This window comes from Paraherbaspirillum soli, from assembly GCF_042654985.1.
In the GTDB taxonomy this organism is placed as follows: domain Bacteria; phylum Pseudomonadota; class Gammaproteobacteria; order Burkholderiales; family Burkholderiaceae_D; genus Paraherbaspirillum; species Paraherbaspirillum soli.
This window is the reverse complement of record NZ_JBHSMT010000029.1, coordinates 401,163-417,848: the sequence shown is the minus strand read 5'-3', so window position 1 is coordinate 417,848 and position 16,686 is coordinate 401,163. Positions and strand designations below refer to the sequence as shown.

General features: G+C 47.6%; 17 protein-coding genes. 16 read left to right on the top strand and 1 reads right to left on the bottom strand.

Annotation, left to right across the window (positions count from 1 at the left end; translation table 11 throughout):
- Positions 1-128 precede the first annotated feature (128 nt).
- The 6 genes from ACFPM8_RS19540 (at position 129) to ACFPM8_RS19515 (ending at position 4,848) form a co-directional block, all read left to right on the top strand.
- Positions 129-794, top strand: a complete 666-nt coding sequence (locus ACFPM8_RS19540; protein ID WP_379000266.1) for a YqgE/AlgH family protein — start codon at positions 129-131, stop codon at positions 792-794.
- 51 nt (positions 795-845) lie between these two features.
- Positions 846-1,232, top strand: a complete 387-nt coding sequence (gene ruvX, locus ACFPM8_RS19535; protein ID WP_379000062.1) for a Holliday junction resolvase RuvX — start codon at positions 846-848, stop codon at positions 1,230-1,232.
- Between the two features lie 29 nt (positions 1,233-1,261).
- On the top strand, positions 1,262-1,783 hold the full coding sequence (gene pyrR, locus ACFPM8_RS19530) for a bifunctional pyr operon transcriptional regulator/uracil phosphoribosyltransferase PyrR (protein WP_379000060.1): 522 nt from the start codon (positions 1,262-1,264) through the stop codon (positions 1,781-1,783).
- Positions 1,776-2,735 carry an aspartate carbamoyltransferase catalytic subunit gene (locus ACFPM8_RS19525; RefSeq protein WP_379000058.1) on the top strand — a complete coding sequence of 320 codons (960 nt, stop codon included), beginning with the start codon at positions 1,776-1,778 and terminating at the stop codon, positions 2,733-2,735. Before pyrR ends, ACFPM8_RS19525 begins: the two co-directional genes overlap by 8 nt.
- Positions 2,736-2,809: 74 nt before the next feature.
- On the top strand, positions 2,810-4,099 hold the full coding sequence (locus ACFPM8_RS19520) for a dihydroorotase (RefSeq protein WP_379000056.1): 1,290 nt from the start codon (positions 2,810-2,812) through the stop codon (positions 4,097-4,099).
- Positions 4,096-4,848 (top strand): lysophospholipid acyltransferase family protein, encoded by a 753-nt coding sequence (locus ACFPM8_RS19515; RefSeq protein ID WP_379000054.1) that lies wholly within the window; start codon positions 4,096-4,098, stop codon positions 4,846-4,848. Before ACFPM8_RS19520 ends, ACFPM8_RS19515 begins: the two co-directional genes overlap by 4 nt.
- A 32-nt stretch (positions 4,849-4,880) precedes the next feature.
- On the opposite strand, the gene ACFPM8_RS19510 is transcribed toward ACFPM8_RS19515, so the two are convergent.
- Complete coding sequence (locus tag ACFPM8_RS19510) at positions 4,881-5,714, bottom strand: symmetrical bis(5'-nucleosyl)-tetraphosphatase (RefSeq protein WP_379000052.1); 834 nt, start codon at positions 5,712-5,714, stop codon at positions 4,881-4,883.
- Between the two features lie 453 nt (positions 5,715-6,167).
- On the opposite strand from ACFPM8_RS19510, the gene rfbB reads away from it, so the two are divergent.
- From rfbB to ACFPM8_RS19460, 10 genes are all read left to right on the top strand, one after another.
- A complete protein-coding gene (gene rfbB, locus ACFPM8_RS19505) occupies positions 6,168-7,250 on the top strand; it encodes a dTDP-glucose 4,6-dehydratase (RefSeq protein WP_379000050.1) in 1,083 nt (360 codons plus the stop codon).
- Complete coding sequence (gene rfbA, locus ACFPM8_RS19500; protein ID WP_379000049.1) at positions 7,247-8,149, top strand: glucose-1-phosphate thymidylyltransferase RfbA; 903 nt, start codon at positions 7,247-7,249, stop codon at positions 8,147-8,149. The genes rfbB and rfbA overlap by 4 nt, the downstream gene beginning before the upstream one ends.
- Positions 8,146-8,691 carry a dTDP-4-dehydrorhamnose 3,5-epimerase gene (gene rfbC / locus ACFPM8_RS19495; protein ID WP_379000047.1) on the top strand — a complete coding sequence of 182 codons (546 nt, stop codon included), beginning with the start codon at positions 8,146-8,148 and terminating at the stop codon, positions 8,689-8,691. Before rfbA ends, rfbC begins: the two co-directional genes overlap by 4 nt.
- Positions 8,688-9,554, top strand: a complete 867-nt coding sequence (gene rfbD, locus ACFPM8_RS19490) for a dTDP-4-dehydrorhamnose reductase (RefSeq protein ID WP_379000045.1) — start codon at positions 8,688-8,690, stop codon at positions 9,552-9,554. Before rfbC ends, rfbD begins: the two co-directional genes overlap by 4 nt.
- A 51-nt stretch (positions 9,555-9,605) precedes the next feature.
- A complete protein-coding gene (locus ACFPM8_RS19485; protein WP_379000044.1) occupies positions 9,606-10,331 on the top strand; it encodes a GNAT family N-acetyltransferase in 726 nt (241 codons plus the stop codon).
- Positions 10,331-11,470, top strand: a complete 1,140-nt coding sequence (rffA, locus tag ACFPM8_RS19480) for a dTDP-4-amino-4,6-dideoxygalactose transaminase (RefSeq protein ID WP_379000042.1) — start codon at positions 10,331-10,333, stop codon at positions 11,468-11,470. Before ACFPM8_RS19485 ends, rffA begins: the two co-directional genes overlap by 1 nt.
- Positions 11,458-12,717, top strand: a complete 1,260-nt coding sequence (locus ACFPM8_RS19475) for an O-antigen translocase (RefSeq protein WP_379000040.1) — start codon at positions 11,458-11,460, stop codon at positions 12,715-12,717. Before rffA ends, ACFPM8_RS19475 begins: the two co-directional genes overlap by 13 nt.
- Positions 12,718-13,009: 292 nt before the next feature.
- The gene (locus ACFPM8_RS19470; RefSeq protein ID WP_379000039.1) at positions 13,010-14,248 is read left to right on the top strand and encodes a glycosyltransferase family 4 protein; all 1,239 of its coding nucleotides are present in this window, start codon (positions 13,010-13,012) and stop codon (positions 14,246-14,248) included.
- Between the two features lie 9 nt (positions 14,249-14,257).
- Entirely contained in the window at positions 14,258-15,343 is a 1,086-nt protein-coding gene (locus ACFPM8_RS19465; RefSeq protein ID WP_379000037.1) for an EpsG family protein, read from the top strand.
- An 81-nt stretch (positions 15,344-15,424) separates the two neighbouring features.
- The gene (locus tag ACFPM8_RS19460) at positions 15,425-16,654 is read left to right on the top strand and encodes a glycosyltransferase family 4 protein (RefSeq protein ID WP_379000035.1); all 1,230 of its coding nucleotides are present in this window, start codon (positions 15,425-15,427) and stop codon (positions 16,652-16,654) included.
- Positions 16,655-16,686: the final 32 nt, after the last annotated feature.

The following is a 16,686-nucleotide window of genomic DNA, read 5'->3' as shown; positions in this document are numbered from 1 at the left end:
ATATAACTCGCTTGATTTATATGTCGGCATTTTTTTTGCGCTAGCCCATTTTCATCGTGGTTTGGCAAGACATTTGCCAGAGGCAAACCTCTTCTCAAAGCCGGATTGCCAGATTCAAAACTGATAAAATGTCGGGCATGGCCAAGCAAGACACCCCCCCTGAAGATCCCGCCTCGCGTAAAAGCACTGCCGGCGCATCGAAAGACTCAGATTTCTCATCGTTGAATCTGACTAATCATTTCCTTATCGCAATGCCATCCATGCTGGATCCCATATTCGGCGGGGCCGTAGTCTATTTGTGTGAACACAATGCCAATGGCGCACTCGGCGTGGTGATCAATAAGCCGACCGACATGACGATGCAAGTGCTATTCGACCGCATCGATCTCAAGCTTGAAATCAGTCCCGAACTCCACTCTGCGGTCCCGATGGCCGAGCGCCCTGTCATGTTCGGCGGGCCGGTGCAGGTCGAGCGCGGCTTTGTGCTGCATTCCCCGATCAAAGACTATTCCTCCAGTCTGAAAGTGACCGAATTGATTGCCATGACCACGTCCAAGGATGTGCTGGAAGAGGTTGCACTAGGGACCGGCCCGCAGCAAATATTGGTCAGTCTAGGTTGCTCCGGCTGGGGCGCTGGTCAATTGGAAGATGAAATTGCCCGCAACGGCTGGCTGACGGTTGCTGCCGAACCGTCGATTATTTTCGAATTGCCGATTGAGGAACGGTTCGCCGCTGCCCTCAACTTGCTGGGGATTTCCCCGTTCATGCTGACCACGGAATCCGGTCGTGCGTGAATTTTTTATTGACTGTGGCATGGATAATGCTTTTGGGACCGGAGCAGCCTGATGGAAACAGTATTGGGTTTCGATTTCGGTCTCAAGCGGGTCGGCGTTGCCGTTGGCAACACCATGCTGAAGCAGGCCCAGCCATTGCTGGTGATCAGCGCCGCCACCAACGATGCCAAATTCGCCGAGATTTCCACCTTGATGCAGGAATGGCAGCCAACCCGCTGCGTGGTCGGCTTGCCCTTGCATCCGGACGGCGCGACGCATGAAATGAGCGTCCGCTGCCGACGTTTCGCGAATCAGCTGCATGGCCGCTACGGCGTTGTCACGGTATTGGTCGATGAACGCTATTCATCTGCCGTGATCAAGCATCAGCGCGGTGAAGTTATAGACGACCAAGCTGCGGCAATCATATTGCAGCAATATTTTGACGATCTATCCGAATGATTTTGTATTGATTTTGCGATGAAGATGTAATGACTACAACCACGCCACAATTCGATGCCGAAGCGCTGTACGCAGCGCTCGAGGCACAAGTAAAAGCAGGTCTGGCGCAAGCCGAAAACGTTGCCGTGATCGGTATTTATTCCGGCGGCGCATGGGTCGCCGAGCGTCTGGCCGCCGCGCTGCAGCTGACCGAGAGTAATCGCCTGGGCTTTGTCGACGTGTCGTTCTACCGGGACGATTTTTCCAAAAAAGGCTTGCGTGCCGAGGTCAAGCCCACGCACATTCCGTTTGACGTCAACGGCGCGACGATCCTGCTGGTGGATGACGTGCTCTACACCGGCCGCACCACGCGCGCCGCAATCAACGAGCTGTTCGACTACGGCCGTCCGGCCAAAGTCATGCTGGCGGCGCTGGTCGATCGTGAAGAGCGGGAACTGCCGATCGTCGCCGACTTCGTCGCGGATGTGGCCGCGCTTGGTGCGGATCAGACCCTGCAACTCGAACGCGCTGACGACGGCCGATTTACCCTGACGGTACTCCACAATGCATAACCCACAACTCAATAAAAACGGCGAACTGCAACACCTGTTGACCATCGAAGGATTGCCGACTTCGGTAGTGACGCATATCCTGGACACCGCGTCATCGTTTGTCGGCGTCAGCGACCGCGAGGTGAAAAAGGTGCCGCTGATGCGCGGTAAAAGCGTGTTCAACCTGTTCTTCGAAAACTCCACCCGTACCCGCACCACCTTCGAAATCGCATCGAAGCGTTTGTCGGCAGATGTGATCAACCTGAACATTTCGGCCTCCAGCGCCAGCAAGGGCGAATCGCTGCTGGATACGATCGACAATCTGTCGGCGATGCACGCCGATATGTTCGTGGTGCGTCATGCCCAGTCCGGTGCGCCGTATCTGATCGCCAAGCACCTGACCGACACCCAGCAGTCGCATGTCCATGTGGTGAATGCCGGCGACGGCCGCCATGCGCACCCGACCCAGGGTTTGCTCGACATGTACACGATTCGCCATTACAAAAAAGACTTCACCAATTTGACGGTGGCGATCGTCGGCGACATCCTGCATAGCCGAGTTGCGCGCTCGGACATCCATGGCTTGACCACGCTGGGCGTGCCGGAAGTACGTGCGATCGGTCCGCGCACCCTGCTGCCGAGCGGGTTGGAACAGATGGGTGTGCGGGTCTTCACCGATATGAATGAAGGCCTGAAAGGTGTCGACGTGATCATCATGTTGCGCTTGCAAAACGAGCGCATGAGCGGCGCGTTGCTGCCATCGGCGCAGGAGTTTTTCAAGAGCTACGGCCTGACGCCGGAGCGCCTGGCGCTGGCCAAGCCGGACGCGATCGTGATGCATCCGGGGCCGATGAATCGCGGCGTGGAAATCGACTCCGCAGTGGCTGACGGCGCGCAGGCGGTGATCCTGCCGCAGGTGACTTTCGGCATCGCGGTGCGGATGGCGGTCATGAGCATCCTGGCTGGGAATTGAGTTTTCCGACGGAATCGCTGCCTGAGTCGTCCAGAGAATATTGAATATAGAATCGCCCCAGAAAAAATTAACAGATGAAACTTCACATCAAAAATGGTCGCTTGATCGATCCGGCAAACGGCATCGACGGCCAGCAAGATCTGTATGTCGCCGCGGGCAAGATCGTTGGCATCGGCCAGCCGCCCGCCGACTTTTCCGCCAGCAAGACCATCGACGCCAGCGGGCTGGTAGTGATGCCGGGATTGGTTGACCTGAGCGCGCGTTTGCGTGAGCCGGGCTACGAATATAAGGCGACGCTGGAATCCGAAATGCAGGCGGCAATGCAGGGCGGCGTCACCAGCCTGGTATGCCCGCCCGATACCGATCCGGTGCTGGATGAACCCGGCCTGGTACAGATGCTGAAACATCGGGCCAAGGGCTTGAATCAAGCGCATGTCTATCCGCTGGGTGCATTGACAGTCGGCCTCAAGGGGCAAGAGCTGACCGAAATGGCGCAGTTGACCGATGCCGGCTGCATCGGATTTGCGCAAGCGGAACAGCCGATCCTGGATACCACGGTGTTGCTGCGCGCGCTGCAATACGCGCGGACCTTTGAATACACCGTCTGGTTGCATCCGCAGGATCCGTATCTGGGGCGCGGCGGGATTGCTCATAGCGGACCGGTAGCATCGCGCCTGGGTTTGTCCGGTGTGCCGACCATGGCCGAAACCATCCGCTTGCACACGATTTTCGAATTGGTGCGTGCCACCGGTGCGCGCGTGCATTTGTGCCGGATCTCCTCCGCTGCCGGTCTGGAGTTGGTGCGGGCTGCCAAGAAAGAAGGCTTGCCTATCACTTGCGACGTCGGCGCCCACCACATCCATATGACCGATGTCGATATCGGCTTTTTTGATTCCAATGCGCGGATGACGCCGCCGTTCCGTTCGCAACGTGATCGCGATGCGATTCGGCAGGGACTGCTGGACGGCACTATCGATGCGATTTGCTCGGACCATACGCCGGTCGACGATGATGAAAAATTGCTGCCGTTTGGCGAAGCAACGCCAGGCGCTACGGGTCTCGAACTGCTGCTGTCGCTGGCGCTGAAGTGGGCCGACGAGTGCGTCGATCCGGATCAGCAACCGTTCAGCCGTGCGATCGCAAAAATTTCCAGCGATGCGGCCCGCGTGGCCGGCCTGCCGGCCGGTCAATTGTCTGTCGGCAGCACTGCCGATATTTGCCTGTTCGATCCCGCCGTGCGCTGGAAGGTGGAAGCGAAAGCCTTGGCCAGCCAGGGCAAGCACACGCCGTTTCTCGGATACGAGCTGGGCGGACGTGTCAGGACGACGATAGTGGCCGGTCAAATCGCTTTTGAGCGGGCATGATCGCCTATCGATTGTTGCGCGTGTTCGTGCACCTGTTTGTCGGGTTGTGGACTTGCGCCTTCGTGTTTCCGCTGACCGACGCGGCTGGCCGCCAACGGCGTATTCGGCAATGGTCGATCAAATTGCTGGTCATTTGCCGGGTCCGACTTGAACTCAGGAATCCATCGGGAGCAGAGGCCGCGGCGCGCGCATTGATCGTGGCCAATCATGTGTCGTGGCTGGATATCTTTGTCATCAACTCGTTGCAGTCGTGCCGGTTTGTGGCGAAATCGGATATCCGGGATTGGCCGCTGGTCGGCTGGCTGTGCGAAAAGAGCGGCACGATTTTTATCGCGCGTGGCAAGCAACGCGATGTGCGGCGGATTTTTCAAGGGCTGGTAACCAGTATCCAGGCCGGTGAACGTGTCGCCTTCTTCCCGGAAGGGACGACTGCGGCGCAGGGAGGCGTCCTTCCTTTTCACGCCAATCTGTTTGAGGCGGCGCTGGATGCCAAGGTGCCGGTGCAGCCCTATGCGCTGCGCTACCTGGATGCCGATGGCGCCCTACATCCCGCCGCGGATTTTATCGGCGACATGACTTTTGCTCAAAGCATGATTGCCATTCTGAAAGCACGCCCGATGATTGCCGAGCTGATTCAGTTGGCGCCGATTGAAACTGCCGGCGTGCATCGACGCGCATTGGCGGTCACTACGCGAGCGGCGATTGCAGGTGCGTTGGGACAGACTCAGTCAGTCGTCGCTTCCGAGTAAGATCCCGGCGTTCTTGTCAGCCCAGGCATGTTCTATCCGGGACGTTGCGACTGCGGGCATTCGACCTGAAACAAGGCGCGATCCGACAGGCGTACAGCGGTTAATTTTCCGCCCCAGACACAACCGGTATCCAGCCCAATCAGATGTGGCCGAAGGGTCAATCCCAATGTCGACCAATGACCGAACACAACGGTCACATCGGCGGTCTGCCGTTGCGGGACGTCGAACCACGGCAGGTAGCCGGGCAGGGAAGTGCCGGCACTTTCTTTGGCGGTAAATTCCATCGTGCCGTCTTCGGTGCAAAAGCGCACTCGGGTCAGCGCATTGACGATGCAGCGCAAGCGGTCGTTGCCTTGCAAGGTGTCTTCCCAGCGCGCCGGTTGATTGCCGTACATCGAGCGTAAGAAATCGACCCAGTGCGGACCGCGCAGCGCTTCTTCAACTTCGTGGGCCAGTGCCAGCGTTTTGACGGCCGACCATTGCGGCACTACGCCAGCATGCACCAGCAAATGACTGTCTTCCATCAGCGCCAGCGGACAGCGCCGCAGCCAGTTCAGCAATTCATCGCAATCAGGCGCATCCAGCACTTGGTCGAGCGTGTCGCTGCGATGCAGTTTGCGGATGCTATGCGCTGCCGCTAATAAATGTAGATCGTGATTGCCGAGCACTGCTTGCGCACGATCGCCGAGTGAGCGAATCAGCCTTAAAGTCGTCAGCGAATTTGGCCCCCTATTTACCAAGTCCCCAACAAAAATCAATCGGGCGTCGGGAGTTTCTGCATCAATCTTTGCGAGCAGCGCCTGCAGACTTTGATGGCAGCCTTGCAAATCGCCGATGGCATATACGTTAGAACTAACAGGCATCATGGGAGCTTGTGGCCGGGTAAACTAGAATTCTCTATTCTAGTGGACTGTAACAATAGATTCGATAGCGCCTGTCGCGCATCCGAATCTATTGCTACAGTCCACCAGACGGCAAGCGATGTTTCCGAGAGAATGATATTGGGAAGCGGCGATATCGGGTATCAAATTATTGCCGTCATTCATTTAACTTTGATTTAATTTGATCGTTGTCGCACTTTAACAATCCACGATGGTCTGACCTCGTCATTCCGAGAAACGCGTGGCTTTATAACAAAATGTTACATTGCTTACCATTTAAGCTCTTGATAAAGAACGACAATTGCAATGTTGATCATTTATTTGTGCCGACAATAGAGGATAATCTAAGGTTAGTCGTAAATTTAGTGTGTTAAGTAAGCGGGTAATCTTTAACGCTCGCGCCACACTCTTTTTCGGAACTGCATCTAGGACAATCATATGATTTTTATTACAGGCGGAGCCGGGTTTATTGGTTCTAATTTCGTACTGGACTGGTTGGCGCAACATGATGAACCGGTAATTAACTTCGATAAGCTCACTTACGCAGGTAATATCAACAACCTGGCGAGTCTCACCCATGATCCTCGTCATATTTTTGTCCAGGGCGATATTGGCGATACTGCGCAAGTCGCAGCTTTGCTGGAGCAATACAAACCGCGCGCGATCGTCCACTTTGCCGCAGAAAGTCACGTTGATCGCTCGATCCTGGGGCCTGCCGCATTCGTGCAGACCAACGTAAATGGCACTTTTGGTTTGCTGGAAGCGACACGTGCGTTCTGGAGCAATTTACCTGAATCCGAAAAAGCGGCTTTCCGCTTCCTGCATGTGTCGACCGACGAGGTGTACGGCACTCTCGGTCCAAATGACGCACCGTTTACTGAAACCACACAATATGCGCCGAACAGCCCATATTCGGCATCCAAGGCCGCTTCAGACCACCTGGTTCGCTCCTATCACCACACCTACGGTTTGCCAACCCTGACAACCAATTGTTCAAATAACTACGGTCCATATCACTTCCCGGAAAAGCTGATCCCATTAATGATTACCAATGCCCGAGCTGGCAAGCCATTACCGATTTATGGCGATGGACAGCAAGTGCGCGACTGGCTGTACGTAAGTGACCACTGCGCGGCAATTCGCCGTACGCTGGAAGCCGGCGTGCCGGGTGAGGTCTATAACATCGGTGGCTGGAATGAGAAAGCCAACCTTGAAGTTGTGCATGCTCTTTGCGACATACTGGATAAGCTCGATCCAAAGAGCAGCGGAAGTTATCGCGACCAGATCGCCTACGTTACCGATCGCCCTGGTCATGACCGGCGCTATGCGATCGACGCCCGCAAGATTGAGCGGGAGCTGGGATGGAAGCCGGCCGAGACCTTTGAAACAGGTATTCGCAAGACAGTTCAGTGGTATCTGGATCATCAAGATTGGGTGAGTAATGTCCAGTCCGGCGATTACCTGAAATGGGTGGAACAGAACTATAGCCAGCGCCAGACCCCGGCGGGAGTGCAGCAATGAACGGATCATCTTCAGCGCGCAAAGGCATCATCCTGGCAGGCGGCTCAGGTACACGTCTTTATCCGGTGACAATGGCGGTTTCCAAGCAATTGCTGCCGGTATACGACAAGCCGATGATTTATTACCCGCTGACGACTTTGATGTTGGCAGGTATTCGCGAGATATTGATTATTTCGACGCCGCAGGACACGCCGCGCTTTAAAGAATTACTGGGTGATGGTCGGCAGTGGGGCATTGAGCTGACTTACGCCGTGCAGCCGACCCCCGATGGGCTGGCCCAGGCGTTCATCATTGGCCGTGATTTTGTCGGCGACGCGCCGTCTGCCTTGATTTTGGGCGACAACATTTTTTACGGCAGTAATTTTGAACAGAGTTTGCTGAAGGCATCCGCAAGAACGTCTGGCGCAACTGTTTTTGCCTATCACGTACAGGACCCTGAGCGTTATGGGGTGGTTGAATTTGACGCCAAGCGACAGGTTTTGTCGCTTGAAGAAAAGCCAGTCAAGCCAAAGTCGAATTATGCGGTCACCGGCCTTTATTTTTATGATGCGGCTGTAGTCGACATTGCTGCCGAGGTCAAACCATCGGCCCGAGGTGAGCTTGAAATCACCGACGTCAATCGGGAGTATCTATTCCGGGGCGCTTTAAATGTAGAGTTAATGGGTCGCGGAATGGCTTGGCTCGATACCGGGACGCATGAATCCTTGTTGGACGCGGCGCAATTTATTGCGACTATTGAAAAACGACAAGGATTGAAAGTCGCCTGCCCGGAAGAAATTGCATATCGCCGAGGTTATATCGATGCGCAGCAATTGGAAAAACTTGCGCAGCCATTAATAAAAAATGAATATGGCCAATATCTCTTACGCTTGCTGTCGGAGCAGGTTTTTAAGCCATGAAGGCTGTTGCAACAGATATCCCGGAAGTACTGATTTTTCAACCTCAAATTTTCAGCGACGCACGTGGGTTGTTCTGGGAAAGTTTCAATGAGCGTCGATTTTTTGAATTAACAGGGATAAAGACCGCCTTCGTTCAGGATAATCACACCAAATCGGTGAAAGATTCGTTGCGCGGTCTACATTATCAATTGCATCAACCGCAAGGTAAGCTGGTCCGCGTGGTTAGCGGAGAGATATTCGATGTGGCGGTCGATTTGCGCAAAAGTTCTCCAACCTTTGGGCGCTGGGTTGGCGCAGTCCTATCCGCCGAGAATAGACAGCAGATGTGGGTACCTGCCGGATTTGCTCATGGCTTTGTTGTGCAAAGCGAATCCGCCGAAATTTTGTACAAAGTGACCGATTTTTACGCGCCGGAATACGAGCGCACCATTCGCTGGAATGACCCGAGTATCGGCATTGAATGGCCCATTGGAATATCTCCGTTGTTGTCCGCTAAGGATCAAGCCGCAGGCTCGCTGACTAATGCTGAAGTTTTTGCATGAAGATCTTATTAACCGGAAAAAATGGCCAGGTTGGTTACGAGCTTGAGCGTAGCCTGCAAGGACTGGGTCAAGTCATGGCCGTGGATCGCACGCAAATGGATCTTGCCGATTTGATGCAGGTACGGGATGTTATCCGTACCCTTAAGCCCGATCTGATTGTGAATGCTGCGGCTTATACCGCGGTGGATAAGGCTGAAAGTGAGCCTGCACTTGCCATGCGTATCAATGCGGATGCCCCGGGGGTGATGGCAGAAGAGGCTAAAAGGCTCGGTGCAATCATGATTCATTACTCAAGTGATTATGTATTCGACGGCAGCAAAGACACGCCATATGTCGAGAGTGACCAGCCATGCCCTTTAAATGTCTATGGCACCACCAAATTGATGGGGGAGCGCGCTATTCAAGCAGTCGGCATTCCGCATTTAATCTTGCGTACCAGTTGGGTGTATGGAATGAGGGGACGGAATTTTTTACTGTCAATCTTGCATCAAGCGGAAATTAATGCCGAGTTGCGTGTCGTTACCGATCAACATGGTGCGCCGACTTGGTGTAGAACAATTGCGGATGCCACAGCAAGAATAGTGAAGAAAAATCCAACCCGTGATAGTGAATGGAAGCAAAAAACCGGCGTATATCATCTTGCGGCGCAAGGACAGACAACTTGGTACGACTTCGCCAAAGCGATATTGACGCAGTCCTATGTCGAAAGCCAGCCCGTCATCACAGCAATACATACAGAAGACAGGGTGAGTCTTGCCCGCCGTCCGCACAATTCAATGATGTCATGCAATAAATTTATTCAAGGTTTTTTCGAGTTGCCACAATGGGATAGTGAATTAATGCACTGCTTCAGTTGTAAATAGCAGTATTGTTTTAATATATTGTCTAATATCCATTTCAAATTTCAATGAAACATGAAAATTGCTCTATCCGAACTAGATCGAATCAGATTTGGTATCACAGTGGCCAAAGCGGCTTTGGATGCTAAAGACGATGTTGATGCCATTATGAAATGGTGTGGCGATAACAAAGTGAAAATGTTAATCGCACGTTGTGCTTGCGAAGATATCCAGATTACCCAGAAATTGGAAGCATTCAATAGCTATCTTATGGATACTCTTGTCTACTTTCAGAACAAAAGGATAGTTGCAGCTGAAAATCTTCTTGATGGCCGATATAGTTGGCGAATTGCAACCGAGAGCGATGCAGATATGGTCGAAGAATTAGCTGGGGAGGTATTTGAAGGATATTCCGGGCATTATCACGCAGATTCAAGATTGAACAAAAAAGATTCTGATCTGGTCTATTCATCCTGGGCGAAGAATTCATGTTATGGAGGATCTTTCTCCGATGTGGTATTTCTAATTTTATATGATGAGAAAATTGTAGGATTTCTTACTGTGAAAAAACAGGATCCGACAAGCTGTGAAATCATATTAAACGGTGTCTCCCCTCGTCATCAAAATAATGGACTGTATTCATTTCTTGTTTCTTTGACCAAAAATTGGGCATTGAATCAAAAAATAAAAACTGTAACTATTTCAACACAAATAACAAACATTGCCGTACAGAAAGTATGGTGCCGGCAAGGTTTTGAGCCTCTTAAGAGTTATTACACTTTTCATAAATGGTTTAACTAATGATCCCATTCAATCGCCCATATCTAACCGGTAACGAGAAAGATAATATCGCTGAAGCACTTGCTAGTCGAAAGCTTGCAGGTGACGGTATGTTTACTAAAAAGTGTCATGCATGGTTTGAAAAAAAATATGGCTTCAAGAAAGCATTATTGACGACCTCGTGCACAGATGCCTTAGAAATGTGTGCTTTGCTGCTGGATATTAAAGTTGGCGATGAGGTTATTATTCCCTCTTATACTTTTGTTTCAACCGCTAATGCGTTTGCATTGCGCGGGGCAACAATAAAGTTCGCAGATAGCCAAGCTGATAATCCGAATATTGATCCGGCGGAGATAGAACGCTTAATTACCACCCGAACACGAGCTATTGTTGTCGTTCATTATGCGGGTGTGGCATGCGATATGGATCGTATTCTGGCACTTGCAAGCATGCATAATCTTGTCGTTGTCGAAGATGCCGCCCAAGCCATTGATTCTTACCACAACGGACTTCCGCTGGGTTCATTAGGCGCATTATCGGCCTTTTCATTTCATGAAACCAAGAATATTATCTGCGGTGAAGGCGGCTTACTTGCTATTAACGACCAAAGATATGTTGTGCGAGCAGAAATTATTAGGGAAAAAGGGACAAATCGCTCCTCTTTCTTCCGCGGCGAGGTGGATAAATATGGCTGGGTAGATGTAGGATCGTCTTTTTTACCCTCAGATATGCTTGCGGCTTTCCTTTATGCGCAAATCGAATCACTTGATCAAATACAAAATGAGCGGCGACGTGTTTGGGACCGATATTATCAAAATCTTGTAGATGGAGCTAAGCGAGGGTGGTTCGATATTCCCTTTATTCCTCAATATGCAACTAATAATGCACATATGTTTTATCTCGTTTGCCGAAATATCGATGAGCGAACCAAATTGATAGATACGTTGAAGTTGAATGGTATATCTGCAGTATTTCATTATCTTTCGTTACATAGTAGCCCTTATTTTTCCAAAGTGCACGATGGGCAAAAATTAGCGAATAGTGATCGATATACAGATTGCCTAGTTCGATTGCCTCTATTCTCTGAACTTGCTGATAATCAGGTTGATATGATATCTGACCTCATTATGACTTTATATTCAAAAGCATGCATTTCCTGAAGGTTGGCCTGTTATTTTCTGCTTCCACTCTGAGTAAACTTCTGGCGGGATTGATAGTTGTAAAGATCATCGCTGTTTATATTGGCGCTAGCGGGTTAGGTAGACTTGGTCAATTCATGAGCCTGACGTCAATGGTTGCCATCATGGCGGGTGGTGGTATTACAACTGGTGTTGTCAAATATGTTGCAGAATTTAAAGATAATGGTCAGGAACTGAAAGAGTATCTGGCCGCAGCAAGCCTAGTGACGATTTTGGCCTCACTGCTTCTTGGTGCCGTTTTGATACTTTTAGCCCCAGTTATTTCAGAGTGGCTTCTCAAAACATCGGCTTATGCTGATGTAATTCGAGTGTTGGCAGTAGCCCAATTCTCAATTGCTTGCACTAATCTGCTAATGGGTTTAGTTAATGGCCATAAGAGAGTTAATGCATTTGCAATTATTAATACACTCGGGGTGGCAATAGGAGCTGCAGGGGTGGCAATCGGATGCACTTTTTATGGGATCAAGGGTGCAATGTACGGCCTGATCTGGATGCCTGCCTGTCCCATTTTATTACTGCTGCCTTGGTACAGATTAGGTTTGCAGTTTGAATGGCGCTGGCTATTACCTGTATGGGATCGGGGGAAAGTCAGGAAATTCATGGGCTTTTCGTTGATGTTGCTAGTGACCGTGTTCTCCATGCAAATGGCTCAAATTGTGATTCGATACATTATTGAAGCGCGAAATAGCTGGGTTGAAGTTGGATATTGGCAAGCTGTAACCAGGATATCTGAGGCATATCTGCAATTCATTACTGTCGTACTTGCAAACTATTATTTGCCGAGACTTGCTGAATTACGGCAGCGGAGTGAAATCAAAAAAGAAGTCAATTTGGTTTATAAATACGCAATGCCTGTATTAGTGCTAATGGGGAGTTTAGTTTTCTTCTGCCGCGATTGGATAATTTTATTGTTATTCTCTCGTGAGTTTTTACCGATGAAAGAATTTTTTACTTGGCAGCTAGTCGGAGACGCGTTCAAGGTTGCAGCTTATATTGGGGCCTATGTTGCTGTGGCCAGAGCAAAGACCGTAATCTATATAACTGCCGAGATCTACCAGGCTGGAATGTTAGTGTCACTTTGCTATTTCTTGGTTGGCAAGTACGGCGCAGTAGGTGCGACCTATGCATACTGTATTAATTATATTCTGTATTTTGTTATTGTTCAGTTAGTGCTTCGCACTTATTTACACAAAGCTGATAACGTCTGAATTACTTCAATATTAAATCTGTCCGCAATTGCATTTCCCATTGAATAATTCAAGTTTGGCTTTTCATATGTCAATGTGAGCTAGAAATCATAATTTTCTTTATGGGTCTTGTTTGATGTTTGATGCATAGAATCATTGATAAGATAAGTTTTTTAGTGCTGAATGCCATCAACCATATGTGAGACATAAAATATGTCAATAAAAATTCATAACTCTCATTCTTGCTGCAACTATTTGAAGTGTGTTTGGTGAAATTTCAAATATATTCCAGAAATTTTAATTAGGTATAGATGTGAAAAAGAGATGTCTTATTGTATTGTGCGGTTTGAAAATTGGCGGCGTGGAAACGTACGTTTGCCGATTGTCGAAAGCCTTAGCGAATAATAATATTGAACCAACTGTTTTAATATTGTCACGTAAGAGTGATCAATCTATAGTTTCAAATTTGGAAGGTTATGCCAATCTAGTCTGGATTGATGAAGTGCAAAAAATTCGAGGTTATACCAGTTGGCTAAATGCCTTTATTCCTCTTAAGGATAATTTCAGAGCAGATCTCAATGAATTTTTTGACTACGTACATGTAGTAGATAGCCTTAGTCTTCATTTCTTCGTTTTGAATAGAAATAAATTCAACTTTGGTAAAGTTACTATTGGCGCATATCATGAGCAAGAATTCTTTTGGTGGAGAAATGATAATGTTCTTTTTAGAGAAGAGCAAATTTCTATCGCAAAACTGAATGCAACATCAATATTGTTTCCGAATGAAATTATGAGGGATCATTTTGCATTAGCTAATAATATGACTGCTGAGTCATTGCCTCTTTTGCCTCTCGGAGTTGATATGCCAGAATATCAAATAATGGCAAATAAAAGGACATTGAAAATTGTTTCTATTGGTCGATTGGTTGATTTTAAAACATACAATGAAGGCGTTATTTCTGTGTTGCCTGCTTTAAGAATGATTGCCGATTTTCGATATGAAATCTATGGTTCTGGACCGCTGGAAAAGAAATTGAAGACTATGGTTTCTGATTTGAAACTGGATGGAATTGTCACATTTAAAGGAAATGTGGCACCGGAATCGCTAGGAAACGTCCTTAATGAGGCTTTTTGTTTTGTCGGAAGTGGTACCACAATAATTACGTCAGCGTCGTACGGAGTACCTTCAATCGTTGGAATAGAGTCAAATTTAGATACAACGTGCGGGGGGCTATTTTGTGATGTTCCAGGCTACTCATATAATGAGTCTAGTTGTCATGACCATAAGATATCAATATACGATTCGATTGTAGATCTTCACAAAAAATCTGATGTTGAATATCAGCATGTTTGTGAATTACATATTAAGAAGGCAAACGAATTTAATATAAAAAACACAATTAATGTTTTTTTGAATTATTTTACTTCTTCAATTAAAGTACCTGCGAAGTTGCATACAAGATTAAGGTGTGCTTTTTCAGCTATATGTTCTCTTATACCAATAGTTGGGCCGGGAATTTTCAGCTTTAAGAGTCGTTATTACAAAAAGTAATAAAATTCTATGGGTGATTACTTTAATTTTTACATCATATATTTTTTCGTTGCAGTAATGGCGATTTTGGATGCATTTTTTTTATCATTGAATAAAGCAAGAGTAGTTTGTTTTTTTTTAGTGCTATGTCTGTTTGTAGTAATAGGATTCAGGGGGGAATTTGATTCAGACTATGCTGCATATTCCGGGATTTACGACGCAGTAATATTTTATGATTTTGATTCATTTATCTCGTCGTTCAGGCTAAATGTTGAGCCATTATTCGTATTGACGATCATTTTTTTAAAATTCTTTACGTTTGGACCTCAGGCCATTTTTATAGTTTGTGCATTTTTCTCGCTGTCGATTAATTGGTATTATTGTCTTAGATGGGTTCCATATCCGTCGCTGGTAATTTTGGGCTTGCTATCTCATTCATTTTTGTATCGGGAATTTACTGAAATTAGACATGGTGTAGCTGGTGCTCTCTGTGTAGCTAGTTTTTTCCTGTTGAGTAGTGGCAGAACCCGCAAGGCTTTTGTCTTGCAGCTAATTGCACTTTTGTTCCATTCTGCTTCTTTATTTGTAATCTCATTTTCAATATTATTCTGTTCTACTTCCAGAAAAAACTTTATATTAATATGTACTGGTCTTGGTGCTATTTTATTTTTTCTGGGAATTCATAATTTATTGGAAATTGCAAACAATTTAATGAGTTTGCCAGGTAGTGTTACGATTTATTTTCAGAGTGAATATGATTACAATCTTGGATTGTTGAATCCAACTTTTATTAAGCAATCTATTCTTATAGTTTTCTTTTTTGCGTGCTCTAAATATTTGAAAATTAAAGAAGAAAGGTATCTTAACTTTTTGTGTTTTTATTATGTGTCCGTCATGTGGTTGTTTGGGGCTAATGAATTCGCAATGTTTGCAGGAAGATTGGCTTCATTTTTCGGAGTGTTGGAAGTTTATTTGTTTTCTATGACATTGCCATATATTAGAAGTAAGGCATTGAAATTAAGCTATATTTTTCTTGTGATTTTTGTTTATGCTTTCCAATTCTATTTGAATATTGAGTATAAAAACATATTCCTCGGCGATTACATTTTTTTTTAAAGTGCATATAAATCTCTGAGCTTGCGGTTTCCGTATTCATTTTTTCGAATTGTTGAAAATTCAAATTATGGTAACTAAGTTATGAAATTAGTTGTATTTAGTCAATACTTTTGGCCTGAGAATTTCCGAATTAACGACTTGGTCAATGCAATATTGGCTAAAAACGTACAAGTTGACGTTGTCACTGGTCAGCCAAATTATCCGCAAGGTCAAACATATGATGGTTATCGGTCCTGGAAAATCGCTCGACAAAATTTTGGTGGCGCAACGGTACACCGTTTGCCGATCGTCCCGCGCGGCAGCGGCTCCGCTATCCGGTTAATATTAAATTATTTGTCATTTGTAATGAGCGGTATATTGTTTGCTCCTATGGTTTTGCGGCGCAAGCGGGTGGATGTGGTGCTCGTATATGCTATTTCTCCAATATTGCAAGCAATTCCGGCAATCGTGTTGAAGTGGATCAAGGGGGCGAAATTGGTGATCTGGGTGCAGGACTTGTGGCCCGAGAGCCTAGAGGCAACTGGCTTTGTGCGCAATCGTTGGATTTTGAAGGCCGTAAGAATTGTGGTGCGCTGGATTTATCGGAATGCTGATTTGATTTTGGTGCAATCTGAAGCATTTGTGGATCCAGTGGCTGCTCTGGCGAACCGTGAAAAAATTTGCTATTACCCTAATTCCGCTGACAATATCTTTTCATCATCAGCTGCAGCAACAGAAAACTGCCCAATTGCAGGACTTGGTGAAGGTTTCTCAGTTGTTTTCGCTGGGAACTTGGGTGCTGCGCAGGCCGTTGAGACGATTATCAATGCAGCCGAGTTACTGAAAGATATACCTAACATTCATATCTTTTTAGTAGGTGATGGTAGTCGCGCCAATTGGATTCGCAACGCAATCCAAATGCGTGGTTTGACGAATGTAATCATGGGTGGCCAGCATCCGATTGAGGCTATGCCTGCAATATTGAGTCGGGCCGATGCTTTATTGGTGACATTAAAAGATGAACCGATTTTTTATCATACGGTACCTAGCAAAGTACAAGTGTATTTGGCGATGGGGCGTCCAATTATAGCCAGCTTGAATGGCGAGGGCGCGAGAATTGTAAAACAAGCCGATGCCGGCATAAGCTGTCCTGCAGAAAACGCTGTGTCCTTGGCAGAGGCGATTCTGCACTTATCAAGTATGTCTTCAGCTGAGAGGAGTAGACTTGGTGAAAATGGACAGCAATATTTTAATACACACTATGATGGTGATACTTTGGTAACGGAATTACTTTCTCATTTTGAAAATTTGCTTAGTAAGTCTTCTCATTAATATCATTGCAGCAACCGTCGTAATGCAAAATG